Consider the following 25,824-nt stretch of genomic DNA (forward strand, 5'->3'; position numbering starts at 1 on the left):
AACGGCTCGAACCTAGCGCAGTCGGGCCACCAGTGCCAGGAAGGCGTCCAGGGTCCTGGGCACGGAGGCGGCGGTGCGGGTATCGGTGGGTGCGCCCTCCGAGTCCAACTGCTGGTCCGCGTGGGGCACTGTGATCGCCTCGGGCAGGGCCAGGGCCCCCATGTTGGCCAGGGTGGCGCGCCAGGCCATCAGTCCACGGGCACCACCGAAGGCCCCGGGGCTGGCAGCACAGAGCAGGACGGGCAGTCCGGACCAGGGGCTGGGCTTCATGGTGCTGAGCCAGTCCACGGCGTTCTTCAGATGGCCGGGAATCCCTGCGTTATATTCCGGCGACACGATGAGCAGCCCCTGGGTTTTCGTCAGCGTGGCATGCAGGTCCTGGACTTCGGCGGATGGAGGCTCGCCATCCTCGTAGAGCGGCAGGCGCAGGGCCTCCCCGGAGAAGGTCGAGACCTCGTGGCCCCGGGCCTCGAGCGCCCGCGCCAGGTATCCCAGCAGCCTCGCGTTGAGTGAAGCGGCTCGGAGACTTCCCCCCATCAACACCAGTCGCATGGCTCCTCCCGGATTGTGACCTGGATCAATCCTGACTTAATTGGTAAGCTTTTGCATCCCTTGGAGGATGGCATGTCCAACTACCCCGAACCCATGGTCGCCCCGATGCGAGATGAGCTGGTCCAGGCCGGCTTCCGGCAGCTCCTGACCCCCACCCAGGTGGACGAGGCCCTGCAGCAGCCCGGCACCACCCTGCTGGTCGTGAACAGCGTCTGCGGCTGCGCGGCGGCCGGGGCACGCCCGGGCGTGGCCGCGGCGCTCCGCTCCCAAGGCCTGCGCTTCGATCACCTGGTGACGGTCTTTGCCGGCATGGAGAAGGAGGCCACGGCCCAGGCCCGTGAATACTTCGAGGGCGCCATGCCCACCAGCCCCCAGGCCGCCATCTTCAAGGACGGGCAGCTGGTGCACCTCATGCAGCGCCAGGATTTCCTGGGCCACGACCCGGAGGAGATCGCCGCCACGCTGGCCGCGGCCTACCGACAGACGGTGGCCGCGAGCTGAACCCGAAAGACCCGGAACATGAAGTAGGCTGGGAGCGGAGATCCCGGATGCCCAAGCCCCTGTCCCACTTCAGGATCGTGGACCTGTCCTGTGTATTGGCCGGGCCCTTCGCCACGCAGCTACTGGCTGATTTCGGGGCGGAGGTGCAGAAGTTGGAGCCCCCCGAGGGCGATCCCACCCGAGGTTGGGGCCCGCCCTTCGAGGATGGCGAGGCCGGCGAGAGCGCCTATTTCCGCTGTGCCAACCGGGGCAAGACCAGCCGCACCATCGACCTCCACAGCGAGGCCGGCAAGGAGCAGCTCTTCGACCTCCTGAAGGAGGCCGATGTCCTGGTGGAGAACTTCCGCGCCGATTCCGCGGATCGCCTCGGCCTGGGCTGGAAGCGCCTCCACGCGAAGTTCCCGAAGCTCATCCTGGCCTCGGTGCGTGGCTTCGCCTCGGATGTCACCGCCTCCCGCCGCGCCGGCTATGACTTCATCATCCAGGCCGAGAGCGGCTGGATGGCCATTACCGGTGAGCCCGACGGCCGTCCCATGAAGGTGGGCGTGGCCCTGGTGGACGTGCTGGCGGGCCTCTATTGCGCCAACGGCATTCAGGCCGCCCTCCTCCACCGGGAGCGCACCGGCGAGGCCCTGCACATCGAAGTCCCGCTCATGGAGGCGGCCCTGGCGGGCCTGGTGAACGTGGCGGCGGGCTCCCTCATGACCGGTGAACCGCCACGGCGCTGGGGCAATGCCCACCCCCAGATCGTGCCCTACCAGTCCTTCCGTTGCAGTGATGGTGACGTGGCCATCGGCGTAGGCAGCGACCGCCAGTTCGAGGTACTCGCCATGTGGCTGGGCCTGGACCTGGAAGCCCGCCCCGAGTGGAAGAAGAACCGTGGCCGGGTGAGGGACCGCGAGGAGCTCGTCCCCCTCATCGAAGCCCGGACGCAGCAGAGCACGGTGGAGGAGGTGCTGGCCCTCTGCGAATCCAACGCCATCCCGGCCAGCCGCGTGCGCAGCGTGGACGAGGTGTTGTACCGCCAGGGCGGATCCCTCCACAACCTGCTGCAGCCCCTCTTCGAGGTGGAGACGAACACCATGGTTCCCACCCTGGCCTCGCCGATCCTCCTGAACGGTGAGCGGGCCTGCGCCCCGCTGCCCCCGCCCCGCTGGAAGCAATGAGACGACCCCCGCAGCTCGTCCCCCTCGGGGCCCGCCAACAGAACCAGAAGGCCGAGGCCCGCCTACGGCAGGCTTGGCGATTCGTGGTCGGACCCGCGCTCGCGGACCGGACCTCCCCTCTTCGGGTGGACCGGGACATCCTGGTCATGGGCTGCTGGGAACTGACCCGCATCGCAGCCCTCCGCGATGCCGCCGAGGCCGTGTGGCCCCAGGTCCGCGACCGCATCCACCGCGCCCTGGGCCTGAGCCTCAAGGGCCTCCAGATCGTTCCCTGCGACCCGCCAGTCGAGGCTCCAGTGCGCCACGAAGATCCAGACCCCCTGCGTCGCGCCCTCCGCCTCCTGCACACCCGCCGCCTTGAGCGGATTCGCCTCGGGCTCGAGTCCGAATAGGCACGCTGGACGCCTCATCCCGTTTGAAGTACAGTCAAACCTTCGTCGGGGCGTGGCTCAGCCTGGTAGAGCGCTCGGTTCGGGACCGAGAGGTCGGAGGTTCGAATCCTCTCGCCCCGACCAGAAACCGAATGGCACCCTCCGGGGTGCCTTTCGGTTTCTGGTCGGAAGCAAGCGAGAGGATTCGAACCTCCGAGTGGGACCGCCCGAGGCGTGCCTAGATGGCACGCCGAAGCGGGACCGGCGGCTGGAGCAGCCAGACGCGTTCGAATCCAGGGCCCTGGTGCGTCGGCGCCAAATGTGGGGAGTGGCCCGACCCCACACCGGGAGGATGCTCGACACCGGAGTGCCCGTCTCCACAGGCGCCGGGCCGTCGAATGCATTCAATAGCACACCGGCCTTCACTGTGGTCAGACCACGATTCCGCCAAAGTCCCGATCCCGCCTCGCTTTTTCGTGATCCGTGCCTTCGCGCCTCCCAAGCTACAATGGCCAGTTCCGTCCGCCGGGCGGGGAGCCTTCACGATGACCGATGTCTGCACCGTCATGACCACCTGCGGGAGCGAGGAGACCGCCCTCACCATCGCCGCCGCCCTGGTGGATCAGGCCTATGCCGCCTGCGTGAACATCGTCCCCAGCATCAAGAGCTACTACTACTTCAAGGGTGAGACCCACCTCGATGAGGAGGTCATGCTCATCATCAAGACCACCCGCGCGCTCTTCCCCCAGGTCTCCGAAGTGATCACCGACCTGCACACCTACGAAGTCCCCGAAATCCTGATGTTCCCCATCGAAGAGGGCTCCGAGCCCTTCCTCGACTGGATCCGCCAGAGCGTAAACAGACTGGCCTGACAGTACCGCCACCACCCCTCCCCGGGAGCGACCCCATGGAACAGACCCTCTCCCTCGAATTCCTCCGGGTGGTCGAACAGGCCGCCATCGCCTGCGCCAGCTCCATCGGCCATGGCCGCCGCAAGCACAGCGACAAGCTGGCCGTGGAGGCCATGCGGACCGCCATGGAAAGCGTCCGCATGGACGGCACCATCGTCATCGGCGAAGGCGAGCGGGACGAGGCGCCCATGCTCTACATCGGCGAGAAGGTGGGCATGGGGGCGGATCTGGATGGCGACCATCCGGCCGTGGACATCGCCGTGGATCCCCTTGAGGGCACGAACCTCTGCGCCACCGGCGCCCCCAACGCCATCGCCGTGCTGGCGGCCACCGAGAAGGGTGGCCTGCTGCACGCCCCCGACCTCTACATGGAGAAGCTGGTCGTGGGCCCCGCCGCCAAGGGCAAGGTGAGCCTCGACGCCCCCGTCCACGAAACGCTGGCGATCATCGCCAAGTCCCTCGACCGCCAGGTCTCCGAGATCACCGTCAGCGTCCTCGACCGGGATCGCCATGCCCAGCTCATCGCCGACATCCGCAAGGCCGGTGCCCGCATCCAGCTCATCGGCGACGGCGACCTCAGCGCCGCCATCAGTTCCGCCGTCAGCGGCACGGGCATCCACGCGGTCATGGGTACCGGCGGCGCGCCCGAAGGCGTGCTCTCCGCCGCGGCTCTGAAGTGCCTCAACGGCGAGATCCAGGGCCGCCTCAAGGTGGACACCAACACCGCGAGCCGGGAGAAGGCCGAGGCCATGGGCGTGGACTTCGGGCGCATTTATTTCACGGACGATCTCTGCCCCGGCAAGGAGATCGTCTTCGCCGCCTGCGGCGTCACCCACGGCAACCTGCTCAAGGGGGTGCTGCACTTCGGCCACGGCCTGCGCACCTCCAGCCTCATCCTCACCTACGGCGCCCGCCAGGTCCGCTTCATCGACACGGTCCACATCAAGGAAGGCGAGAACGTCACCGTCCGGTTCTAGGGATGGGGGAATCACTCCGCTCCCGCCTCACGCGCTGGGGCTTCAACCTGTGGCCCTGCATCCGGGGCACGGGCGGGCGCGTGACCCACATCGCCAGTGATTGGCGGGAGATCCGCATCCGCCTCCCCCTCTCCTGGCGCACCCGGAACTATGTCGGCACCATCTTCGGCGGCAGCCTCTACGGGGCCGTGGACCCCTTCTACATGCTGATGCTCATGAAGAACCTGGGGCCGGAGTACCAGGTCTGGGACAAGGCCGCCACCATCCGATTCCGTAGACCGGGGCGCAGCCTGCTGACAGCCACATTCCGGATCGATGAGACCGAACTGGCCGAGATCCGACGCCTGCTTGATATACAGCCCAAGGTGGATCGGACCTACACCGTGCAGCTGGTGGATGCCCATGGCGTTGCTCACGCCGAAGTCGACAAAGTGATCCACATATCCCTTCGTGAGCCTTCCTGATAGGCTTTTACCCTCATCTTACGAGGTTATCCATGGCATTCCCCCTCCGCGCCACCCTGAGCCTCTGCCTCGGAATGGCTGCCCTCTCCCTCGTGGCCCAGGCCAGGCCCGGCGTCGACCCGGCGAACCTCGACACCGCCATCAAGCCCTGCGAGGACTTCTACGCCTTCGCCAATGGCGGCTGGCTCAAGTCCCACAGCCTGCCTGCGGACAAGGCCCGCTTCGGCGCCTTCGAAGAGGTGAGCGAGCGGAATCGCGCAATCCTCAAGCAGATCCTGGAGGAGACCAGCGCCAAGACCACCTGGACCAAAGGCAGCGTCCAGCAGAAGGTGGGCGACTTCTACGCCTCCGGCATGAACGAGGCCGCCATCGACAAGCGCGGCCTTGCCCCATTGAAACCCACCCTTGCCACCATCGATGGACTGAAGGACGCCAAGGAGCTCCCCGCCCTGCTCGCCAAGCTGCATACCCAGGGCCTCCCCGGCGGCTTCGGCTTCTTCGTGCGGCAGGATGCCAAGGCCTCCACCCAGTATCTCGGTTACCTCAACCAGGGTGGCACCGGCCTGCCGGACCGCGACTACTACCTGAAGGACGACGCTCGCAGCAAGGACATCCGCGCCAAGTACGAGGCCCATGTGGCGAAGATGTTCCAGCTGGCGGGGGACGCCCCCGCCCTAGCCGCCGTACGCGCCAAGGTGGTGCTCGACCTTGAGACCCGCATGGCCCAGGCGCAGTGGACCCGCGTGGAACAGCGCAATCCTCAGAAGACCTACAACAAGCGCACCCTCGAACAACTGGCGGGCGAGGTTCCCGGCTTCGACTGGAAGGGCTACTTCCAGGCCCGCGGTGTGAAGCAGGCGGATCTGAACCTCTCCCAGCCCTCTTACTTCCAGGCCTTCGGGAAACTGGCCGCCGAAGTGCCCGCCACCCAGTGGCGCACCTACCTCCGCTGGCAGGTCCTCAACGCCACCGCCAACATCCTGCCCAAAGCCTTCGGCGAGGAGTCCTTCGCCTTCCAGGGCAAGGTGCTGAGCGGGACGCCGGAGCGGGAACCTCGCGCCAAGCGCATCGAGGCCGCCGCCGACACCACCCTGGGCGAGGCCCTGGGCCAGCTCTACGTGAAGGTGGCCTTCCCGCCCGAGGCCAAGGCGAAGGTCCTCGAGATGGTGGAAAACCTCCGCATCGCCCTCCGGGAGCGCATCACGAACCTCGACTGGATGGGCGCGGATACCAAGCAGCAGGCCATCAAGAAGCTCAACGCCTTCGGCGTGAAGATCGGCTACCCCGACAAGTGGAGGACCTACGCCTTCGAGGTGAAGCGCGACGACTACTTCGGCAATGTCCGTCGCGCCTCGGCCTTCCGCATCCAGGAGAATCTCAAGAAGCTCGGCAGGCCCATCGACCGGACGGAATGGGGCATGACCCCACCCACCGTGAACGCCTACTACAACCCCACCATGAACGAGATCGTGTTCCCCGCGGGCATCCTGCAGCCGCCCTTCTTCGATCCCAAGGCCGATGACGCCGTGAATTATGGCTCCCTGGGCTTCGTCATCGGCCATGAGATGACCCACGGCTTCGATGACAGCGGCAGCCAGTTCGACGCCGAGGGCAACCTCAAGAACTGGTGGACCGATGCGGACAAGAAGGCCTATGAATCCCGCACCGACCTGGTGGTGAAGCAGTACGACGCCTACGAGCCTCTCAAGGGCGAGCACGTCAACGGCACGCTCACCCTGGGTGAGAACATCGCCGACATCGGCGGGCTCAAGATCGCTTTCGCCGCCTACCAGAACAGCCTCAAGGGCAAGGCCGTCCCCGTGCCCATCGAGGGCTTCAACGGGCCCCAGCGCTTCTTCCTGGGCGCAGCCACGGTCTGGCGCAACCACATCCGCGAGGCGGCCCTGTCCCTGCGCCTCAAGACCGATTCCCACAGCCCGGGCCGCGAGCGCGTGAATGGCCCCCTGTCCAACCTGCCCGAGTTCTACGAGGCCTTCGGCTGCGCCGATGGCCAGCCCATGAAGCGCGACGCGAAGGTGCGTCCGGCCATCTGGTAAACCGCCTCCTGCCCGCTGAAAGGATGTTCCTTGAAAGCCCGATCCGTTCTGTCGCTCCTGCTCCTGATGCCCGCCCTGGTCGCGGGGTCCCCGTCCCGTCCGGCCCCCAAGCCCATCCTCGGGGTGGATCCCGCCTACATCCAGACGGCGACCTCCCCCTGCAAGGACTTTTACGGCTTCGCCAACGGTGCCTTCGACCAGGTGGCCATTCCGGGCGAATACGCCTCCTACGGGGTCAACCAGGAGATCGATGAGCGCAACTTCACGCTCCTGAAGGGCATCCTCGAAGCCTCCGCCCGCAAGGGCGGGGCCAAGGGCAGCAGCGGCCAGCGGGTGGGCGACTTCTACGCCGCGGGGATGGACGAGGCCCGCATCGAGAAGGCCGGCCTCACCCCCCTGGCCCCCGTCTTCCACGCCATCCAGGCCGTGAAGACCCCCAAGGAACTGGTCGCCATGCTGGGCCGCCTCCATGTCCTGGGCGTCCAGGCCAGCTTCAGCTTCGGCGTCCAGGTAGACGACAAGGACAGCAGCGCCATGATCGCCAGCTTCTACCAGGGCGGCCTGGGCCTGCCCGAGCGAGACTACTACCTGCGCCCCGGCAAAGAGGCTGACGAGATCCGCCAGGCCTACGGGCGCCACATCGCGAGCCTCTTCACCCTGTCTGGGGACGAGCCGACGGCCGCCCAGGCCAAGGCCGCCAAAGTGCTGGCCCTGGAGACGAAGCTGGCCCAGGCCTCACGGACCCTGGTGGACCTCCGGGATCCCCAGGCCAACTACCACAAGGTGGCCCGCAAGGAGCTCGGCGCCCTGGCCGCCATCGACTGGGACACCTACTTCGCCGCCGTGGCCCTGCCTTCCGCCGAGGCGCACGTCCTGGTCGGCCAGCCCGAGTTCTTCAAGGCCCTGGCCGGTCTGACTGCCTCCGAGCCCATGGAGGACTGGCGCACCTACCTGCGCTGGCACGTGCTGCGCAGCGCCTCCCCCTTCCTGGGGAAGGCCTTCGTCAGCGAGAACTTCGCGTTCTACGGAAAGGTCCTCTCTGGGACCACCGAGCTCCGACCCCGCTGGAAGCGTGTCCTGGCCTCCGCTGACCGCGCCCTGGGTGAGGACCTGGGCCAGCTCTTCGTCAAGACCGCCTTCAGCCCGGCCGCCAAGGAGCGCGCCCTGAAGATGGTGCACTTCCACAAGGAGGCCATGCGGGCCCGCATCCTCGCCGCCGACTGGATGGTCGAGGCCACCAAGGCCCAGGCCCTGAAGAAGCTCGACACCATGCGCAGCAAGGTGGGCTACCCCGATCGCTGGCGGGACTACAGCGCTCTAAAGGTCTCCCGGCAGTCCTTCCTCGCGAATGTCCAGACCGCCTCCGCCTTCGAGTTCCGGCGCCGCATGGCCAAGCTCGGCAAGCCCGTGGATCGCAACGAGTGGTTCATGACGCCCCAGACCAACAACGCCTACTACGATCCCAGCCTGAACGAGATGTGCTTCCCCGCCGGCATCCTCCAGCCCCCCTTCTTCGACGAGAAGGCGGACGACGCCGCCAACTACGGCGCCCTCGCTTCCACCATCGGCCATGAGCTGACCCACGGCTTCGACGACCAGGGCCGCCAGTACGACTGGCAGGGCAACCTCAAGGACTGGTGGACCGCGGAGGACGCCAAGCGGTTTGAGGCCCGCGCGGGCCACATCGTGAAACAGTACGAGGCCTTTGAAGTCCTGCCTGGCTTGCACATCAACGGCAAGCAGACTCTCGGAGAGAACATCGCCGACATCGGCGGGCTGCGCGTGTCCTACGAGGCCTACAAGCTGGCCATCAAGGGCAAGACACTCAGGCCCGTGGACGGCTACACGCCGGACCAGCGCTTCTTCATCGCCTTCGCCCAGGGCTGGCGTACGAACCAGCGGCCCGAGGCCCTGCGCCTGGGCGTCACCACCGACGTCCACTCCCCGGTGCGCTGGCGCGTGCTCGGTCCCGTGGCGGACTTCCCGGAGTTCCGGAAGGCCTTCAGCTGCGAGGCGGCCCCCACCAGCCAGGCTCCCACGGCCATCTGGTAACCTGCCCCCATGAGACCGACCGCAGCCGCGCTCCTGCTCGCCACCCTGGGGCTCTCCGCCCAGGAGAACCCGGGTGGAAACCGCATGGGCATTGGCCTCTCCGCCCTCCTGCCCCTCGACACCTGGGGTTCGACCTTCGACGCCGGCTTCCAGGCCGGGCTGCAGATCCACTTCAACCGCGAGAGCCGTCACCTGGGCCGCCTCCGCATCGACTACCTGCAGGCGAACTCGAAGGGCGCCCTCCAGACCGGCACAGGCAGCTACTGGGATGGCTCCGCCTGGGTGACGGCCTCCCAGTTCGCCAGGAGCCGCATGGAGGGCTACTCGGTGGCCTATGAATGGCTACCCCACCTGGAGGACCACAGCCGCAGCGGCCTCTTCGGCATCTTCGGGATGGGCGGCACCTTGTGGAATGAGACGCTGCGACCGACGAACTCAACTTACGGCGGAACCTACACCGAGACTGAATGGGGGTTCACCCTCAGCGCTGGCGTCGGTTGGCGCTTCAACCCCCACGCCACCGTGGAGGCCCGGGTCGTCAACAGCGACCTCGTCTTCAACCGTCACCCCAACTATGGCTCCAGCCGTTCCTACCTGACCGTCGGTACCAGCCTCCGGTTCTGATCCCCGATCCCAAGGATGCCCATGCGCCTGCGACCCCTTGCCCTGCTTGCCACGCTCCTCGCCACCGGTGTGGCGCTGGAAGCCTGCACCAACCTGCTCGTCACCAAGGGTGCGAGCAAGGATGGCTCGACGATGATCACCTACTCCGCCGACAGCCACACGCTCTACGGCGAGCTCTACTTCAAGCAGGGTGGCCGCCACCAGGCGGGCGCCTTCCGCGACATTGTCGAGTGGGACACGGGCAAGCCCCTGGGGCGCATCCCCGAGGCCCCCATCACCTTCACCCGGGTCGGCAACATGAACGAGCACCAGCTCGTGATCGCCGAGACCACCTTTGGGGGCCGCAAGGAACTGCAGGGGCCAAGCGGAATCGTGGACTACGGCAGCCTGATCTATATCGGCCTGGAACGGGCCAAGACGGCCCGGGAGGCCATCCAGGTCATGACCAGGCTGGCCGAGACGTACGGCTATGCCTCCACGGGCGAGAGCTTTTCCATCGCCGATCCCAATGAAGTCTGGATCCTCGAGATGATCGGTAAGGGCAAGGGGCAGACCGGGGCCCTCTGGGTGGCGACCAAGCTGCCGGACGGGACCATCAGCGCCCATGCCAACCAGGCCCGCATCCGCCAGTTCTCCCAGAACGATCCCGAGAACACGCTGCTCAGCAAGGATCTGATTCCGTTCGCCCGCGAGAAGGGCTGGTTTAAGGGTGAGGACAAGAAGTTCAGCTTCGTAGACGCGTACGCCCCCCTTAGCTTCGGCGCCTTGCGCGCCTGTGAGGCCCGAGTCTGGAGCATCTTCAACCGGGCCGCCAAGAGCCAGAAGATCCCCATGGACTTCGTGAAAGCCGAGAAGGGCGCCAAGCCCATGCCGCTCTACGTGAAGCCAGACCAGAAGCTCGATGTGCGCGATGCCATGGAGCTCATGCGCGACCACTACGAGGGCACCGAGTTCGACATGACCAAGGACATCGGCGCCGGCCCCTACAAGCTGCCCTACCGGTGGCGGCCCATGGGGTTCAAGATCGACGGCCAGGACTACGTCCACGAGCGCGCCATCAGCACCCAGCAGACCGGCTTCTCCTTCGTGAGCCAGAGCCGCTCCTGGCTGCCCGATGCTGTGGGCGGGGTGCTGTGGTTCGGAGTGGATGACACCTACACCACGGTCTACGTGCCCATCTCCTGCGGCGTTCAGGCTGCCCCCAAGGCCTTCGCCGAGGGCACCGCCAACTTCAGCGAGTTCAACTGGGACAGCGCCTTCTGGACCTTCAACTTCGTCACGAACTACACCTACACCCGCTGGAGCGACATGATCGTGGATGTCCAGAAGGTGCAGCGCGAGTACGAAGGGCGCTACCTGGCGGACCAGGCCGAGGTGGACCGCAAGGCCCTCGATCTCTACAAGAAGGACCCCGCCCAGGCGAAGGACTATCTAACCCAGTACGCCGCCACGCAGACCGCCCAGCTGCACGCCCGCTGGCGGAAGCTGGGCGAGTTCCTCATCTGGAAGTACCTGGACGGGAACGTGCGCAACGAGAAGGGCGAGGTCACACACCCCAAGGCCCCCGAGGACTGGCTGCGCTGCATCGTGAAGGAGCACGGCGACGTCATCAAGGTGAAGAAGGTCGAGGGGCTCGCTCCGGACGAGGAATAGGACCGGTCTGACCACCCGACGAGAACGACGCGAGGGCCCCGAATGCGGGGCCCTCCTTCCTTCCAATCCGCCCCTCCGCCTCGTACTTGTGACGCCCTCAAATCCGCGCCCTATGGGATGATGGGCGGTTCCCACGAGGTCCCCATGCACCGCCCGGATCCGCACTCCTACTACGATGCCGCCCAGCCCAAGGCCCGCCGGCTGCGGTTGAAGCTGGCGGTGGATTTCAAGGCCAAGCGCATCGAGGGCGAGGTGGTGCTGGAATTCGGGAAGGCCTTCTCGGGCCCCCTCGATCTCGACACCAAGGGCCTGGAGATCCGCACGGTGCAGGTGCCGGGCCACGGGCCCATCGCCTGGGAGCTGGGCGAGGCAGACGCCATCCTGGGCCAGCGGCTGCGACTGGACGTGCCGCCGGACAGCCAGGAGGTGGTCATCACCTACCGAACAGGTGCCGAGGCCATGGCCCTGCAGTGGCTGGAGCCGGAACAGACCGAGGGCAAGGTCGCGCCCTACCTCTTCAGCCAGTGCCAACAGATCCATGCCCGCACGATGGTGCCCTGCCAGGACACGCCCATCGCCCGCATCGCCTACCAGGCGGAGGTGACGGTGCCCGAGGGACTCACGGCCGTGATGTCGGCTGGCCCCACCGGGGATGAACCCCTAGGCGATGGCACCCATGTGTACCGCTTCTCCATGCCCCAGCCCATTCCTTCCTACCTGCTGGCCCTGGCGGTGGGGCGGCTGGAATCCCGTGAGCTCAGCGCCCGCGCCCGAGTTTGGGCCGAGCCGGAGACCGTCGCCTCGGCCGCCTGGGAATTCGCGGGTGTGGAGGACATGATCCTGAAGGCCGAGGCGCTGTTCGGCGCCTACCCCTGGGACCGCTACGACATGCTGGTGCTACCGCCATCCTTCCCCTACGGCGGCATGGAGAACCCCCGGATGACCTTCCTCACGCCCACCCTGCTGGCAGGCGATCGCAGCCTGGTGGACGTGGTGGCCCACGAACTGGCCCACAGCTGGACCGGCAACCTCGTCACCAACGCCAGCATGGAGCATTTCTGGCTGAACGAGGGCTTCACGGTGTGGGCGGAGCGGCGCATCCTCCGCACCCTGCATGGCGACGACGCCGCCGCGCTGGGCTGGGCCATGGGCCAGAAGGCCCTGGAGGACAGCCTGGCCCGCTTCAAGAAGGAACCCCACCTGACCGTGCTCCGAATGCACCTGGAGGGCATCGATCCCGACGACGCCTTCTCCAGCATCCCCTACGAAAAGGGCGCGCGGCTGGTGGCGGCCCTGGAGCAGGAGGTGGGCGAGGATCGCTTCCTCCGCTTCATCAGGGACTACATGGACGCCTTCCGCTTCACGTCCATCACCACGGAGCAGTTCTGCGCCTTCGCGGAGGCCAAGCTGCCGGGCGCCCTGGAGGCCGTGAATGCCCGGGCCTACCTGGACCAGCCCGGCCTGCCCGACACCGCGCCGGCATTCCGAAGCGCTCAATTGGACGGCCTCACGAAGCTGGCCGACAGCTGGGTGGCCGGCGGCCGTCCCAGCGCCCAGCAGATCGCCGGCTGGAAGGCCGCCGAGCTGCAGGTCTATCTCCAGAAGCTGCCCCGCCAACTGACGCTGGCCGACTGCGCCTGGCTGGACGAGCACTTCCAGCTCATGGGCCGCGGCAACCACGAGATCCTGGTGGAGTGGCTCACCCTGGCTGCGGCCGCGGACTACGAGCCCGCCTTCCCCCGCATCCGCGAGGTCCTGCTGCGGGTGGGTCGCATGAAGTACCTGCGCCCGCTGTACGGTGCCCTGGGCGGCTCGCCCCGCACCCGTGCCCTGGCCCGCGCGATCTTCGCCGCCGCCAGTCCCGGCTACCACGGCCTGTCGCGCCGCGTGGTCCAGTCCGTCCTCGAAGCCTATTCCGCCTAGCGCCCCCCAGGAGCTTCCATGTCCCACGGATCCGAACCCCAGGAGATCAAGGGTCTGCCCGCGAATGCGCGGCGGGCGCTGGAACCCGGCGAGGCCTACGTGCCCCTGGTGCCCCAGGACGGTGTGCCCGAAGTCACGCCCCGGGCCATCGTCCTCGGCCTGATCTTCTGCGCCATCTTCAGCATGGCCGCCGCCTACCTGGCCCTGAAGCTGGGCCAGGGCATCGAGGCTGCCATCCCCATCGCCATCCTGGCCGTGGGCCTCAGCCGCTTCTTCCCCCGGAAGAGCACGATCCTGGAGAACGTCATCATCCAGTCCATCGGCGCCAACAGCAGCCACGTGGTGAGCGGCGCGGCCTTCACCATCCCGGCCCTCTACGTGCTGGCGAACACGCCGGGCAGCGGCGTGCCCAATCCCACCCTGTGGCAGGTCTGCCTGGTGAGCTTCCTGGGCGGTTGCATCGGAATCCTCTTCATCCTGCCCCTCCGCCACCACTTCATGGTCGAGAACCACGGCATCTTCCCCTGGCCCGAAGCCACCGCCACCGCAGAGATCCTGGTGACGGGCGAGAAGGCCGGCAACCAGGCCAAGGAACTCGCCATCGCCGCCGGCATCGGCGCGCTCTACGACTCCCTCACAAGCGTCTTCCGGGTCATGAGCGAGAACATCACGCTCAAGACCGTCTGGGTGGGTACCGCCCTGCGCGATCGCTTCCTGGCCTTCAACTTCCTCAACAACGCCGCCACCATGGGTATCGGCTACATCATCGGCCTGCGCTACAGCGCCGTCATGGCGGCCGGGTCCATCTTCAGCATGTTCGTGCTGGTGCCCCTCTTCCACGCCATCGGCCAGCACGTGCCCATGGTCATCGCCCCTGGCACCAGGCTCATTGTCGAGATGAGCCCGGAGCAGGTGTTCTTCTCCTACATCCGAATCATCGGCGTGGGCGCCATCGCAGGCGCCGGCGTCATGGGCGTGCTCGCCTCCATGCCCAACATGATCCGTTCCATCATCAGCAACATGAAGGCCCTGCTGGCGGGTGAGAAGCCCGGCGCCGAGGCCGTGGTCGTCCACCGGACCGACCGCAGCATCCCTGGCGGCATGATCGCGGCCGGTCTGGTGACCTGTGCCCTGGGCATCCTGCTGTTCCTCACCTTCGGTCTGGGCATCAAGGATTCCCTGGTGCCCGCCTTGGTGGCCACGGCCGTCATCATGGTCATCGCCTTCTTCTTCGCCCCCGTGGCCGCCCGCGCCATCGCCACCATCGGCACCAACCCCATCAGCGGCATGACCATGCTGACCCTAGTGATCACCGGGGGCCTGATGCTGAAGCTGCACTTCACCGGGGGCTACGGCATGTTCCTCACCATGATGGTGGGCGGCATCGTCTGCACGGCCCTGGCGGCCTCCGGCGCCTTCAGCACCGACCTCAAGATCGGCCACTGGATCGGCGCCACGCCAGCCCGGCAGATCGCCTGGAAGTTCGTGGGCACCTTCGTGGCGGCCCTCTTCACGGGCCTGGCGATGTGGCTGCTGGCCAACCAGAAGCTGCCGGACGGCGCCTACGCCATCGGCACCAACGCCCTGCCCGCCCCCCAGGCCAGCGCCATGAAGGCCATCCTCGAGGGCATCTTCGGCACCGTGTCCATGCCCCTGCGCTGGTACGCCTTCGGCCTCGGCGTCATGCTCTCCATCGTGCTGCGCATGGTGGAGCTGCCCGCCCTGGGCTTCGCGTTGGGCATGTACCTGCCCATCGAGCTGAACACGCCCCTCTTCCTGGGCGGCCTTATGGCCCACTGGGTGAACCGGCCCAAGAAGGGCACCTCCGAAGCCGACGCCAAGGCCCGCGAGAACCGCGGCGTGCTCATCGCCAGCGGCCTCATGGCGGGCGGCGCGATCATGGGCGTCATCGCCTCGGCCATCAAGGCCAAGGACAGCTGGCGGGAGGGCTTCCCCGTCCTAAGCGCCCATGCCGCCGAAGGGGCCCTGGGTGAGTGGATCGGCCTGGGCGCCCTCGTCGCCCTCTGCCTCTACGTCGTCATCTACAGCCGGCGGGCGAAGGGCGAGGCGTAACGAACCGAAAAGGATCTACCACGAAGGCAGGGAGACCACGAAGGCCAAGAGACTGTTCTTCGTGGTCTTCCCGTCTTCGTGGTTCATCTTCCCCAGTTTTGGGTCAACACTTTTTCTTCCGGGCCGGTATGGATAGGTGAGGGAGGAATCGTGACGTGTTTCCGGGATCCGAGGCCGCGCGAAGCCTTCCCTGGGCTTCGCCACCGGTTTGCCGTGGCTTAGTTGGGTGTCTTTGGCAGTGTGGCCCGGAGTACGGAAGGCCCGGACTCAGATGAGGAGCTGGAACAACTAGTCACTTTCCGGGTGAACCTGGCCGCGCCACGAAGCTGGCGGCCATCCCTACTGGCCCTGATGAAGAAGGACCTCTGTGATGTCGCTTGAAACCAGCTATTACCTCTAGGACATTCTTGAGGCCATCCGCCGAGTACGGCTCTGCTCACCGCGGGAATGGCCCCCTAGAGTTCTGTGAGGGTTGGCGAGCCCAGGCGGCCACGCTGCGCAACCTAGAGAACCTGGGCGAAGCGGCCAAGCGCTTGCCCAGGACGAAGATCGCCCCTCATCCAGAAGTGACTTGGAAGAGCATCGCGGGCTTCCGCGACTTCCTGGCCGACGCCCACTTCGGAGTGGACGACCAGATCGTTTGGAACATCATCACCACCTAATTGGAGCCCCTTGAAGCAGCCGTCCTAACCTTGCTTCGCCCCATGTCCCGATGCGCCCTGGGGCGCGGAGTGGACAGATCGAACGACCTCACACCTTCCCAAACCCGTACAATGGCCACCCCTTCGAGGTTGGAATCTTTATGGCATCGTCCCTAGGGTGGATAGCGGGCAGCCGAATCGAGGGCCTTCCGAATGCAGGGCAGTCCGTCGACTATTCGGCCCTGTTCATTGATGGCCAATCCCAGTGTAGTCCAGCCCACATAGTGGCGCGGGTCCAGGGCCATGACGCGACGGCTGGCCTGTTCTGCCGCATTGGCGTTCCCCAACTTGTTGGAGGCCGAGGCCAGATTGTTCAGAGCATCGAGGGAACCCGGGCTGTATTGCAAGGCGGCGCGCATCTGGTCACTGCGGCTGGCCCAGGCGCCGCAATGCATCAAGGCCATCCCAAAATTGAAATGGATGGCGAAGCTAGATCCTCCCTTCGTGACGATTTCCGCGTAGGCCGCGACAGCCTCTCGCCACAGGCCTGCCCGAGCAAGAGTGGTGGTTTGTTGGGCATCGTCGTCGGGCTGGGCCATGGTCAACACTTTCCCGGGGCTGTCCCCTGCCCCTCACGGAACAACCCTCTGTGGGAGGTGCGAGGCGAACTATCTTAGCCCTTCCTGGATCCACCACCTGTCGCTGAGCCATTGAAAAATCGCCTGATTCACGCCCGTAGTGGCCCGGTCGGACTGGCTGAACCCAACTCCACCAAACTCCAGAGTGGACCTGTGGCAGCCGATGGGTTTTCCAGGCGGATCTGATGACCTCACCACGATTTTCAATTCTCATCCCCACGCGAGACAGGCAGGAAACCTTTGTCCACGCCCTGGCGACGGTGGCGGCCCAGCCGGGAGATGATTTTGAGATCGTGGTGGCTGATAACGCCAGCCGCCCCGGCATCCGAGCCGCGGTGGAGGCGATTACCTCCGTTCCGATTCGCTACCTCCGCTCAGACACCGCCCTCAACATGGATGCCAATTGGGAGCGGGGCCTAGATGCCTGCCAGGGGGAATTCATCACCATCCTTGGGGATGATGACGGGTTCCTACCCTCCACGCTCGAAGCCGTGAGGCGAATCCTCAACGTTACCCGGGCCAATCTGCTGTCCTGGCCCTGCCACACCTACTGGTGGCCCGACACCATCGTGCCCTGGAACCGGAACACGCTCGTTGTCGGTTATGGCAGCAAAGTTTATTCGGCCGACAGTCGCAACACTCTGGTTGGCTTCATGAATGGGTCCATTTCATTCGGAAGCATCCCGATGCTCTACAACAGCTTCGCTCACCGAAGCCTGGTGGGGGCCATCAAGCAGAAATACGGGACTTATTTCCCGGTGCCCTACATACCTGATGTGGTCTCTGGAGTGCTTCTGCTTTCCCAAACAGGCCGCTACGCCCTTTCAACCCGGCCCCTCGTGGTGCGTGGGAATTCAGGCCGAAGCCAGGGCACCTCCTACTGGTGCCGCCATCTTGGTGCCAAACGCAGAGAAGAATCCCAAAAGGATGAAAAATCGCCCCTGGAGGCTCTCATCCATCCGTCACTCATCCCCTCGCCCAACCTGCACATCCTGCTGGCAAGTTGCCGGCTCTGGTGTCACGAGGTTCTTTTCCCAAGCGATGAGGAATTGAAGGTGGACCTGGGACCCCTCGTGGACGAACTCGTCGCCTCGCTCAATTTTGAGCCCGAGGCCTACGACGACAACTTGGCGGACGTGAGGGCGCTGGCCGCAAAGCTCGGGCGCGCCATCGACCCTGCCTCCATCCCTCCCGTGCAGGTGCGCCCGCGCCGCCCGTCCAGTGGGCCCATCGCCGATGAAAAAGGGAATCTGACTTCCCTGGCTGTGAATGGCAATCTGGCCGGGTTACAAAATATCCATGATGCTTCCCGGCTGGCCGAGGCACTAGTGCCGGAATTGGACACGTTTATTCGTGCCTGATGTAAGCAATTTGGCACGAGCGGCGATAGTGCACGGCTCATATCGCCAAAGGCTGGTTGTGATTCCAGGAACCAGGGGCCGTGTATAGGGAGTTCAAAGGCCCCATTCCGATTACTTGGTGGCGTGGGTTGCCAGAAGTGTGGTGAGATTCTGGCCAATGAAGGATTCTGGACGGATGTCGATTGGGATGTTCGGGGCTATCCGGATCTGGCAATGGGTTTTCAAGGATGCTGACCCCACAATGCGCCAAGGCGATGCTCTGAATTCTTCCGTCGCACTTGGGACAGACCATCACATTCACTGCAAAGACCTTCAGGATAAGTTGACCCGAGGGCTCCCAGCGCCTCCGGATAGTCTGGCCATTCCGGGTTTCGGAATAGGCCACGCTTTGGCCGCAGGGATCGTCTACTCCTTCCTCCGGGGGCTCTGGCACGACCAGCCTTCGCAGCCAGGCATTCGGTGCCAACACGCCAAACAAATGAACCAGATGCGCCCTGGGCGGCGGTACCAGCGCCGATAGCCTTGCCATCCATTCCTCGCCAGAGAAGAAGATCACGCGGGTGCCGTCGGGCCATGGCGTCTTCAGCTCGAAGGCGTCTTTTCCATTCATGATATTCGTTGTATCCAAGTCGATTTTTCCTGGGTTCCCCAAGACGTCCTGGATCGATAAACCACGTCCAAGAGAACGCTTGAGGCACTCCGGACTAGGCGTCCTTCAGACAACCCAGCAGGTCCCGCGCCACGCCTGGCGTGCCGGTGACCATGTTCCCACTAACGAACCACCCCTGCCCCCCTTCCCAGTCAGTGATCACGCCGCCGGCCTCCTGCACCAGCAGGGCGCCGGCGGCGATGTCCCAGGGCTTGAGGCCCAGCTCGAAGTAGCCGTCGAAGATGCCGCAGGCCACATGGGCGAGGTCCAGCGCGGCACTGCCGGCCCGACGGATGCCCTTGGCGCGGGGGAAGACACGCCCCAGCGCGGCGTTGAAGAGGGGCCAGCGCTCGCCCAGCTGGAAGGCGAACCCCGTCGCCAGGAAGGCGCCGTCGAGGCCCGCCTGCTGCGAGACCCGCATGGGCTTGCCATTCCAGGTGGCGCCCTGGCCCCGGACGGCCAGGAAGCAGTCCCCGCGAAGGGGATCTAGCACGCAGCCCACCACGGGGCCTTCGGCGTCCCACAGGGCCACCGACACGCACCAGTGGGGGAAACCCTGGACGAAGTTCAGGGTTCCATCCAGGGGATCGACGATCCAGCGGATCTCGGCGTCACCATGACTCCCACCTTCCTCGCCGACAAAGCCGTACTGGGGAAAGCGGAAGTCCAGTTCGGCACGGATGGCGGCTTCGGCGGCGCGGTCGGCCTCAGTCACCACGTCGTTCTTGGTCTTCTCGGTGATGGTGGCGGGATCGAGCTTCCGGAAGAAGCCCAGCAGCACCTCCCCGCCGGCCTGGGCCGCCACCAGGCAGGCTTCCCGCTGTGCGTCGTACATGGTCACGTCCTCGGGTCCGATTCTGCCACGACGGCTTCGGCCCGGCGTTTCAGGGCCCTGATCAGGACCGGGAACACGAAAAAGTGGAAGGGCAGCGAAGCGTACCAGTACAGCAGCCCCAGCAGCCCGTGCGGTTCGAAGAAGGCCGTCTGTTCCAGCCGAGAGCCGGGGCCTTCGGGCTTCACCATGAACTGCAGCCAGGCATGGCCGCTGATCCGCATCTCGGCCCGCAGGCGGAGGAGGTGATCCGGCTCCAGGGCTTCCACCCGCCAGAAATCGACCGGGTCACCCGTCCGGAGCCGGGTCGGGTGGCGCCGACCCCGGCGCATGCCCATGCCACCGAGGACGCGATCCAGGAGGCCCCGGATCTGCCAGAGCCAGTTGCCCGCGGGCCAGCCACTCTCCCCACCCAGGGCGCAGAAGGTGTCGAACACGACGCGGGGCGGCGCCTTCACATGGCGATGGTACCGCTCCAGCAGCATGCCCTCGTGGGAGCCCAGCTCCCGTCCTTCGGGTTCGCCGGAGAGGCTGGAGGCCCAGGTGGTCTCCACGGCGTCCTCGTCCAGGCGTTGCAGGGCCAGCACCAAGGCCTCGCGGTAACTGAGGGGTTGCACCTGGAACACGTCCAGGGCCCGGGCGTCACGCACCACCACCTCCGTGCCCATGCCCTCCACCAGAGGGCCCGCGAGCTGGAGGGGGATGGGCGTGACCAGGTCCACCCAGAGCACCGACAGCACGGGTAGCGGCACCTTCATGGGGATGATGATGCGGCGCAGCCCGCGGGCCTCGGCATAGCCCAGCATCATGCTCCGGTAGTCCAGCACGTCGCGGCCGCCGATCTCGAAGATGCCCGACACCTCAGGATGCTCTAAGGCCTCCGCCAAATAGGCCAGCACGTCGCGGACGCCGATGGGCTGGCAGCGGGTGGTCACCCAGCGCGGCGTGATCATGATGGGCAGACGCTCGGTCAGGTGGCGGATCATCTCAAAGCTGGCGCTACCGCTGCCGACGATGACCGCAGCCCGGAATTCCAGCACCGGCACGCCAGCAGAACCCAGCGCGGTACCCACCTCGTGGCGGCTGGCCAGGTGGTCACTGCGGTGCCCTGCGGCATCCCCCAGGCCGCCCAGGTAGATGATCCGGCGCACGCCGGCCTTCGCGGCTGCCTCGGCAAAGGTCTGCGCCTGCCGCAGATCCCTCCCCCGGAAATCCGGGCTGTCCTCCCCCATGGCATGGACCAGGTAGTAGGCCTGCGTCACGCCTTCGAGCGCAGCATCCAGAGATGAGGGATCGGAGACATCCCCCCGTGCGAACTCGACGCCCGGCCAGGGGCGGCCCGCTAGCCGCTGCGGATTGCGGGACAGGCACCGCACCCGATGGCCCGCCGCCAGCAGCCGCGGAATCAGTCGACCCCCGATGTAGCCCGTGGCACCCGTCACCAGGACGATGGGCCTGCCGGGGTCCATCAAGCGCGTGTCTTCGGGATGGGTCATGGGGCGATTATGCGCTCTCGTAAATCCTGACGGATTTGGTAAACTTTACAAGGAGTCCGCCATGCCCAAGGTCATCAACATCGAACCCACGCCCAATCCGGATGCCCTGAAGTTCCTGGTGCACCCGGCCATCCTGAAGGCGGGTTCCAGGTCGTTCAAGGATTTCGGGGCTGCGGTGGGTGATCCTCTGGGTTCCTGCCTGTTTGGCTTGGGCAAGGTCACCTCCGTGTTCTACATGGACCGCTTCGTGACCGTGAACAAGGAACCCTCGGCGGAGTGGAGCGACCTCATCGATCCCATTTGCGAGGCCATCGAGGAGCTGCGTCTGCCCGACAACGACACCGGCGAGGCCGGGGCCCAGGTGAGTGGCGGCGACTCCGAGGCCGTTCTCGAGCGCATCAACCACCTGCTGGACTCCCGCATCCGCCCCGGCCTCGCCGGCGATGGCGGCGGCCTGGAGGTGATCTCCTTCGACGGCCAGACCCTCCAGATCAGCTACCACGGTGCCTGCGGCTCCTGCCCCTCCTCCACCAGCGGCACCCTGCGCTACATCGAGGGGCTGCTCCAGGACGAAATCAGTCCGAGCCTGCGCGTGGTCAGCTGGTAGGGATTCGGGCAGAAGCCTGGATCAGGTTCAGCCATCCCCGCAGGTAGGGGTTGCGCCTGGCAAAAAGGCGGGCAACCTAAAGGCATTTCTGGAGATCCGCGTGGTGGTGGCCAAACCCGTCAAGCGTCGCACCGGCACCGCGGATCATCTTGCCTCGCTATCCGACCTCCTGCACGAGAGCCGGACCGACTCGGCTCGGCTCTTCGAGCACGGGCTGGCGCTGCTGGTGCAGGCCCTCGGGGTGGACCGGGCTCTCCTCACCCGTGTCACTGGGCTCGGCCATGAGGTGTTCTGGTGGTCCGTCGCACCCCACAGCAGCATGGAAGGCATCTTCGAGGCCCCGGAAAAGGGCTTCTGCCCCTATGTGATCGCCCACCCGGACCGCCCGCTCACCATTCCTGACGCGACCAAGGAGCCCCGGTGGCGCAAGTCGCCGGGCTACCTGGAACTCGGCATCCGCGCCTATGCCGGTGTGGCCCTGAAGGTGGGAGACAAGGCGGTCGGCACCCTCTGCGTGCAGCATCATGGCCCCAGGCCGTTCACCCATGCTGAGCTGGCCCTGCTGCGGACCATGGGCCACCTCATCGCGCGGACGCTGGAGTCCGAGAACCTCAAGCGGGAGCTGCAGGCCGCCCTCGACGCCCTGGAACTGAGCAGTGCGATCGTGGAGGACAGCGCCCTGCTCAGCGCTCGCTCCGGCCTCCCCAACCGCCGCTACCTGGACATCTGGCTGCGCTCAGCCCTCTTCATGGCTCGACGGCGGCGGGAGCCCATGGCCCTCGCCCTGTGGTCCCAGCCCATGCTCCCAGGCACCAAAGGCCGACTGGCCACCGCGGTGGGACACCTCCGCGGTGAAGACATCCTCGTGGAGTTGTCCACAGACCAGTATCTGCTGCTCCTTCCGCACACCAGTGATTCGGGTGCCGAGGTGCTGCTGTCGCGCCTTCGCGCCACCGTCGGTAGCCACCCGACCGGGGCCACCCTCTGGCTTCCGGATGGTAAGGACATGACCATGAAGTCGGCTTTGCGTCGCGTGGCCAAGGCCTTTACGGACGCCAATCGAGAGGGCTCTGCCCTGCACTGGAATCACGGCTGAGCCCTGTGTCCAGGCTCCCAGACTGGCCCTGGCAGTGGGTCCATGGGATGATGTCGGGCTCTGGTACAGCCGGTGAGAGTCCGGACCTTTGGAGGTGAATGTTGGACACTCCGACCCTGGTGAAGACGGCCCTCAACGCGCTGGATGGCCAGGAGGGCCCCAGCCGCGAGGATCTCTGCCACTGGTATGAGCTGATGCACCTCGGGCGCCTGCTGGACGACAAGGCGCCGAACTACCTGAAGCAGGCCATCGGCTGGTCGTATCACGCGCCCTGCGCTGGCCATGACGGCATCCAGCTGGCCGCGGGCCTCTCGTTCCGGCCCGGCCGCGACTTCCTCTTCCCCTACTACCGCGACCTGCTCACCTGCCTGGCGGCCGGCCTCACCCCCGAGGAGATCCTCCTCAACGGCATCTCCAAGGCCACCGATGTCGCGGGTGGCGGACGCCACATGAGCAACCACTTCGGCAAGCCATCCATCGGCATCCAGAACGTGTCCAGCCTCACGGGGAACCACACTCAGCATGCCGTGGGCCTGGCCCGGGCGGTGAAGACCTATGGCCGCGACAGCATCGTCTTCAGCAGCCAGGGGGAATCCTCCCTGTCCGAGGGCTACTGCTTCGAAAGCATCAACGGCGCCGATAGGGAGCAGCTGCCCGTGGTTTTCGTCGTCCAGGACAACGGCTACGGCATCTCTGTGCCCAAGCGGGACCAGAGCGCCAACGAGCACATCTGCGACAACTTCAGCGGGTTCCCGAACCTCCGCATCATCAAGTGCAATGGCCTCGACTTCCCGGACTCCATGCGCGCCATGGAGGAGGCCCTCGCCTACGTCCGCACCGGCAAGGGACCGGCCATGGTCTATGCCACCTGCGTGCGCATCGGCAGCCACTCCAACTCGGACCGGCATGAGCTCTACCGCGATGACGCCGAGCGCGCCGAGGCCAAGGCGAAGGACCCCCTGCCCCCGTTCCGCGCCTACTGCCTGGAGCACGGGCTCAGCGAGGATGAGCTGAAGGCCATCGAGATCGACAACCAGGCCCGCTACCTGGCCGCCCATGACAAGGCCATGGCCGCGCCCAATCCCGAGCCGACCAGCATCCACGACTTCATCATTCCCGAAGGCTGGGTGTCGGAGCTGTACCCGGATGGCACCCACCAAACGGCGGGCGAGGCCCAGAGCCTCATTGCGGCCCTGAACCAGACCCTCAAGGAGGAATTCCGGCACAACCCCGACACCTTCATCTGGGGCCAGGACATGGCCAACAAAGAGAAGGGCGGCATCTTCAACGTGTCGAAGGGCCTCCAGCAGGAGTTCGGCGGGAGCCGCGTGTTCAACGGCCCCATCGCCGAGGACTACATCGTGGGCACGGCCAACGGCTTCGTGCGCCTCGACGATAAGATCCGCGTGGTGGTGGAGGGCGCCGAGTTCGCCGACTACATCTGGCCCGCCGCCGAGCAGATCGTGGAGACCAGCCACGACTACTGGCGGAGCAATGGCCAGTTCTCCCCCAACATCACCATCCGCATCGCCTCCGGCGGGTATATCGGCGGCGGTCTCTACCACTCGCAGAACGTGGAGGGCTGGCTCACCACCCTGCCTGGGATCCGCGTGGTGGTGCCCGCCTTCGCCGACGATGCCGCGGGCCTGCTGCGAACGGCCCTGCGCAGCCGCGGGACGACCTTGTACCTCGAGCCGAAGTTCCTCTACAACGCGAAGATGGCCCATGCCGTCATCCCGCCGGACTTCGCCGTCCCCTTCGGCAAGGCCCGCGTCCGCCGTGAGGGCACGGACCTCACCATCCTTGCCTACGGCACGCCGGTGCACTTCGCCCTGGAAGCCGCGGCCAAGCTGGAGAAGGAGGGGAAGTCCGCCGAGGTCGTGGACCTCCGCAGCCTGAGCCCGCTGGACACCGAGGCCATCATCGCCTCCGTGAAGAAGACCCACCGCGTGCTCATCGCCCATGAGGACAAGGTTTTCGGCGGTTTCGGCGGCGAGCTGGCGGCCATCGTGGCTTCCGAGTGCTTCCCTTGGCTGGATGCGCCGGTGGAGCGGGTGGGTTCTGAGTTCACCCCCGTGGGCTTCAACCGCATCCTCGAGCGCGCCACCCTGCCCAACACCGACAAGGTGCTGGCCGCGGCCCAGAAGGTCTTGTCGTTCTAGGAGGTCTCCATGCAGTTCGGTCCCTGGGATGTCCAGATCGTCAGCGGCGGTACCGTCCGGCTGGACGGGGGCGCCATGTTCGGAACCGTGCCGAAGGTGGTGTGGAACAAGATCTACCCCGCCGATGAGGACAACCAGATCCTCATGGACACCAACTGCCTACTGATCCGAGGCGAGGTGGACGGGAAGTGCCACGTCATCCTCGTGGACAACGGGGTAGGCGACAAGGAGACCGACGACTTCATGGCCCGTTTCAAATGCGAAGGCCGTGGCGTCCTGGACGCCAACCTGGCGAAGCACGGCGTGAAGCCCGCTGACATCACCCTCTGCATCCTGACCCACCTGCACTTCGATCACGCGGGCGGCAGCACCCGCTTCGATGCCAATGGCAGCACCGTGCCGAGCTTCCCCAACGCGCGCTACGTGGTGCAGGCGCAGGACCTCGCCGATGCCAGGCATCCGCACCTGCGCGTGAAGGCCAGCTACCTGCCCCAGAACTGGGAGCCCCTGGAGGCCGCCGGACTCCTCGACACGGTGGAAGGCACCGCCGAGCTCCTGCCCGGCATCTCCGTCCGTCCCGCTCCTGGCCACATCGAGGGCCTGCAGAACGTGGTGATCGAGGGCGGCGGGAAGCGCCTCCTGTACCTCGCCGACCTAATTCCCACAGCCCGCCACATCCAGCCCGCCTGGGTCATGGGCTACGACCTAGACGTGGTCACCTGCGTGGACGAGCGCCAGAAGGTGCTCGCGGAAGTCACGGGGAACGGCACAGTCTGTGTCTTCGAGCACGACCCTGAAATCCCGGCCGGTACCGTGAGCCGGGACGCCAAAGGCCGCTACCTCGTGGATCCATTCAACTTCTAACGTTGCGCCATCAGGGCCGCGCTCCGCTGAGAGTCCGCGCAGCGGAATCGACGCGGGAGGACGCGACTGGATGTCGCGTCCGTTCGCGGGGGAGTCGACCAGAGACCGGGGCCGCAGGGCCCGGGATCCAGCCGCGCCGTTGCCGAGACCGCCA

Annotated in this window: 22 protein-coding genes and 1 tRNA gene; 19 read left to right on the forward strand and 4 right to left on the reverse strand. The window is 66.1% G+C overall.

Translation table 11 applies throughout. From position 1 onward, the window contains the following. Positions 1-12: 12 nt before the first annotated feature. Positions 13-552 carry an NADPH-dependent FMN reductase gene (locus tag WAS25_RS08540; RefSeq protein ID WP_422311102.1) on the reverse strand — a complete coding sequence of 180 codons (540 nt, stop codon included), beginning with the start codon at positions 550-552 and terminating at the stop codon, positions 13-15. A gap of 72 nt (positions 553-624) precedes the next feature. Here WAS25_RS08540 and WAS25_RS08545 point away from each other — a divergent pair, with 72 nt between their 5' ends. The 14 genes from WAS25_RS08545 to WAS25_RS08610 all read left to right on the forward strand — a co-directional run bounded on the left by WAS25_RS08545 (position 625) and on the right by WAS25_RS08610 (position 15,986). Then, complete coding sequence (locus WAS25_RS08545; protein ID WP_422311103.1) at positions 625-1,053, forward strand: BrxA/BrxB family bacilliredoxin; 429 nt, start codon at positions 625-627, stop codon at positions 1,051-1,053. Between the two features lie 47 nt (positions 1,054-1,100). Beyond that, positions 1,101-2,219, forward strand: coding sequence for a CaiB/BaiF CoA transferase family protein (locus tag WAS25_RS08550; RefSeq protein WP_422311104.1), 1,119 nt, complete (start codon positions 1,101-1,103; stop codon positions 2,217-2,219). After that, positions 2,216-2,611, forward strand: a complete 396-nt coding sequence (locus WAS25_RS08555) for a DciA family protein (RefSeq protein WP_422311105.1) — start codon at positions 2,216-2,218, stop codon at positions 2,609-2,611. Before WAS25_RS08550 ends, WAS25_RS08555 begins: the two co-directional genes overlap by 4 nt. Before the next feature lie 46 nt (positions 2,612-2,657). Next, a tRNA-Pro gene (locus WAS25_RS08560) sits at positions 2,658-2,734 on the forward strand. A gap of 401 nt (positions 2,735-3,135) precedes the next feature. Then, complete coding sequence (gene cutA / locus WAS25_RS08565; protein ID WP_422311106.1) at positions 3,136-3,462, forward strand: divalent-cation tolerance protein CutA; 327 nt, start codon at positions 3,136-3,138, stop codon at positions 3,460-3,462. 35 nt (positions 3,463-3,497) lie between these two features. After that, entirely contained in the window at positions 3,498-4,478 is a 981-nt protein-coding gene (gene glpX, locus WAS25_RS08570; RefSeq protein ID WP_422311107.1) for a class II fructose-bisphosphatase, read from the forward strand. A gap of 2 nt (positions 4,479-4,480) precedes the next feature. Beyond that, on the forward strand, positions 4,481-4,942 hold the full coding sequence (locus WAS25_RS08575; protein WP_422311108.1) for a DUF4442 domain-containing protein: 462 nt from the start codon (positions 4,481-4,483) through the stop codon (positions 4,940-4,942). Between the two features lie 32 nt (positions 4,943-4,974). Then, positions 4,975-6,999, forward strand: a complete 2,025-nt coding sequence (locus tag WAS25_RS08580) for a M13 family metallopeptidase (RefSeq protein WP_422311109.1) — start codon at positions 4,975-4,977, stop codon at positions 6,997-6,999. Between the two features lie 30 nt (positions 7,000-7,029). Then, positions 7,030-9,051, forward strand: coding sequence for a M13 family metallopeptidase (locus WAS25_RS08585; RefSeq protein ID WP_422311110.1), 2,022 nt, complete (start codon positions 7,030-7,032; stop codon positions 9,049-9,051). 9 nt (positions 9,052-9,060) lie between these two features. Next, positions 9,061-9,675, forward strand: a complete 615-nt coding sequence (locus tag WAS25_RS08590) for an outer membrane beta-barrel protein (RefSeq protein ID WP_422311111.1) — start codon at positions 9,061-9,063, stop codon at positions 9,673-9,675. A 21-nt stretch (positions 9,676-9,696) separates the two neighbouring features. Beyond that, a complete protein-coding gene (locus tag WAS25_RS08595) occupies positions 9,697-11,328 on the forward strand; it encodes a dipeptidase (protein ID WP_422311112.1) in 1,632 nt (543 codons plus the stop codon). A gap of 144 nt (positions 11,329-11,472) precedes the next feature. After that, entirely contained in the window at positions 11,473-13,251 is a 1,779-nt protein-coding gene (locus WAS25_RS08600) for a leukotriene A4 hydrolase C-terminal domain-containing protein (RefSeq protein ID WP_422311113.1), read from the forward strand. 18 nt (positions 13,252-13,269) lie between these two features. Next, entirely contained in the window at positions 13,270-15,324 is a 2,055-nt protein-coding gene (locus WAS25_RS08605) for an OPT family oligopeptide transporter (protein ID WP_422311114.1), read from the forward strand. Positions 15,325-15,731: 407 nt separating this feature from the next. Then, positions 15,732-15,986, forward strand: coding sequence for a DUF86 domain-containing protein (locus WAS25_RS08610; RefSeq protein WP_422311115.1), 255 nt, complete (start codon positions 15,732-15,734; stop codon positions 15,984-15,986). Positions 15,987-16,138: 152 nt separating this feature from the next. On the opposite strand, the gene WAS25_RS08615 is transcribed toward WAS25_RS08610, so the two are convergent. After that, entirely contained in the window at positions 16,139-16,564 is a 426-nt protein-coding gene (locus WAS25_RS08615) for a hypothetical protein (RefSeq protein WP_422311116.1), read from the reverse strand. 224 nt (positions 16,565-16,788) lie between these two features. Between WAS25_RS08615 and WAS25_RS08620 the strand changes: the two genes are divergently transcribed. Further along, positions 16,789-17,964, forward strand: coding sequence for a glycosyltransferase family 2 protein (locus WAS25_RS08620; protein ID WP_422311117.1), 1,176 nt, complete (start codon positions 16,789-16,791; stop codon positions 17,962-17,964). A 704-nt stretch (positions 17,965-18,668) separates the two neighbouring features. Here WAS25_RS08620 and WAS25_RS08625 read toward each other — a convergent pair. Both WAS25_RS08625 and WAS25_RS08630 read right to left on the reverse strand, forming a co-directional pair. After that, positions 18,669-19,448 carry an inositol monophosphatase family protein gene (locus WAS25_RS08625; protein WP_422311118.1) on the reverse strand — a complete coding sequence of 260 codons (780 nt, stop codon included), beginning with the start codon at positions 19,446-19,448 and terminating at the stop codon, positions 18,669-18,671. Between the two features lie 2 nt (positions 19,449-19,450). Then, positions 19,451-20,941 (reverse strand): SDR family oxidoreductase, encoded by a 1,491-nt coding sequence (locus tag WAS25_RS08630; RefSeq protein ID WP_422311119.1) that lies wholly within the window; start codon positions 20,939-20,941, stop codon positions 19,451-19,453. A 61-nt stretch (positions 20,942-21,002) separates the two neighbouring features. On the opposite strand from WAS25_RS08630, the gene WAS25_RS08635 reads away from it, so the two are divergent. From WAS25_RS08635 to WAS25_RS08650, 4 genes are all read left to right on the forward strand, one after another. Beyond that, positions 21,003-21,548: a NifU family protein gene (locus tag WAS25_RS08635; RefSeq protein ID WP_422311120.1), complete on the forward strand. Its 546-nt coding sequence runs from the start codon at positions 21,003-21,005 to the stop codon at positions 21,546-21,548. Positions 21,549-21,654: 106 nt separating this feature from the next. Beyond that, the gene (locus WAS25_RS08640) at positions 21,655-22,644 is read left to right on the forward strand and encodes a sensor domain-containing diguanylate cyclase (RefSeq protein ID WP_422311121.1); all 990 of its coding nucleotides are present in this window, start codon (positions 21,655-21,657) and stop codon (positions 22,642-22,644) included. Between the two features lie 194 nt (positions 22,645-22,838). Continuing rightward, positions 22,839-24,806: an alpha-ketoacid dehydrogenase subunit alpha/beta gene (locus WAS25_RS08645; RefSeq protein ID WP_422311162.1), complete on the forward strand. Its 1,968-nt coding sequence runs from the start codon at positions 22,839-22,841 to the stop codon at positions 24,804-24,806. Between the two features lie 9 nt (positions 24,807-24,815). Next, positions 24,816-25,670 (forward strand): MBL fold metallo-hydrolase, encoded by an 855-nt coding sequence (locus WAS25_RS08650; protein WP_422311122.1) that lies wholly within the window; start codon positions 24,816-24,818, stop codon positions 25,668-25,670. The last annotated feature ends 154 nt before the right edge of the window (positions 25,671-25,824 follow it).

The organism is Geothrix sp. (assembly GCF_049292215.1).
GTDB lineage: Bacteria > Acidobacteriota > Holophagae > Holophagales > Holophagaceae > Geothrix.

Coding starts and splice junctions, on each gene's coding strand:
- WAS25_RS08540 (WP_422311102.1), bottom strand. CDS start 552: ATGCGACTGGTGTTGATGGGGGGAAGTCTCCGAGCCGCTTCACTCAAC.
- WAS25_RS08545 (WP_422311103.1), top strand. CDS start 625: ATGTCCAACTACCCCGAACCCATGGTCGCCCCGATGCGAGATGAGCTG.
- WAS25_RS08550 (WP_422311104.1), top strand. CDS start 1,101: ATGCCCAAGCCCCTGTCCCACTTCAGGATCGTGGACCTGTCCTGTGTA.
- WAS25_RS08555 (WP_422311105.1), top strand. CDS start 2,216: ATGAGACGACCCCCGCAGCTCGTCCCCCTCGGGGCCCGCCAACAGAAC.
- cutA (WP_422311106.1), top strand. CDS start 3,136: ATGACCGATGTCTGCACCGTCATGACCACCTGCGGGAGCGAGGAGACC.
- glpX (WP_422311107.1), top strand. CDS start 3,498: ATGGAACAGACCCTCTCCCTCGAATTCCTCCGGGTGGTCGAACAGGCC.
- WAS25_RS08575 (WP_422311108.1), top strand. CDS start 4,481: ATGGGGGAATCACTCCGCTCCCGCCTCACGCGCTGGGGCTTCAACCTG.
- WAS25_RS08580 (WP_422311109.1), top strand. CDS start 4,975: ATGGCATTCCCCCTCCGCGCCACCCTGAGCCTCTGCCTCGGAATGGCT.
- WAS25_RS08590 (WP_422311111.1), top strand. CDS start 9,061: ATGAGACCGACCGCAGCCGCGCTCCTGCTCGCCACCCTGGGGCTCTCC.
- WAS25_RS08595 (WP_422311112.1), top strand. CDS start 9,697: ATGCGCCTGCGACCCCTTGCCCTGCTTGCCACGCTCCTCGCCACCGGT.
- WAS25_RS08600 (WP_422311113.1), top strand. CDS start 11,473: ATGCACCGCCCGGATCCGCACTCCTACTACGATGCCGCCCAGCCCAAG.
- WAS25_RS08605 (WP_422311114.1), top strand. CDS start 13,270: ATGTCCCACGGATCCGAACCCCAGGAGATCAAGGGTCTGCCCGCGAAT.
- WAS25_RS08615 (WP_422311116.1), bottom strand. CDS start 16,564: ATGGCCCAGCCCGACGACGATGCCCAACAAACCACCACTCTTGCTCGG.
- WAS25_RS08620 (WP_422311117.1), top strand. CDS start 16,789: ATGACCTCACCACGATTTTCAATTCTCATCCCCACGCGAGACAGGCAG.
- WAS25_RS08625 (WP_422311118.1), bottom strand. CDS start 19,448: ATGTACGACGCACAGCGGGAAGCCTGCCTGGTGGCGGCCCAGGCCGGC.
- WAS25_RS08630 (WP_422311119.1), bottom strand. CDS start 20,941: ATGACCCATCCCGAAGACACGCGCTTGATGGACCCCGGCAGGCCCATC.
- WAS25_RS08635 (WP_422311120.1), top strand. CDS start 21,003: ATGCCCAAGGTCATCAACATCGAACCCACGCCCAATCCGGATGCCCTG.
- WAS25_RS08645 (WP_422311162.1), top strand. CDS start 22,839: ATGCACCTCGGGCGCCTGCTGGACGACAAGGCGCCGAACTACCTGAAG.
- WAS25_RS08650 (WP_422311122.1), top strand. CDS start 24,816: ATGCAGTTCGGTCCCTGGGATGTCCAGATCGTCAGCGGCGGTACCGTC.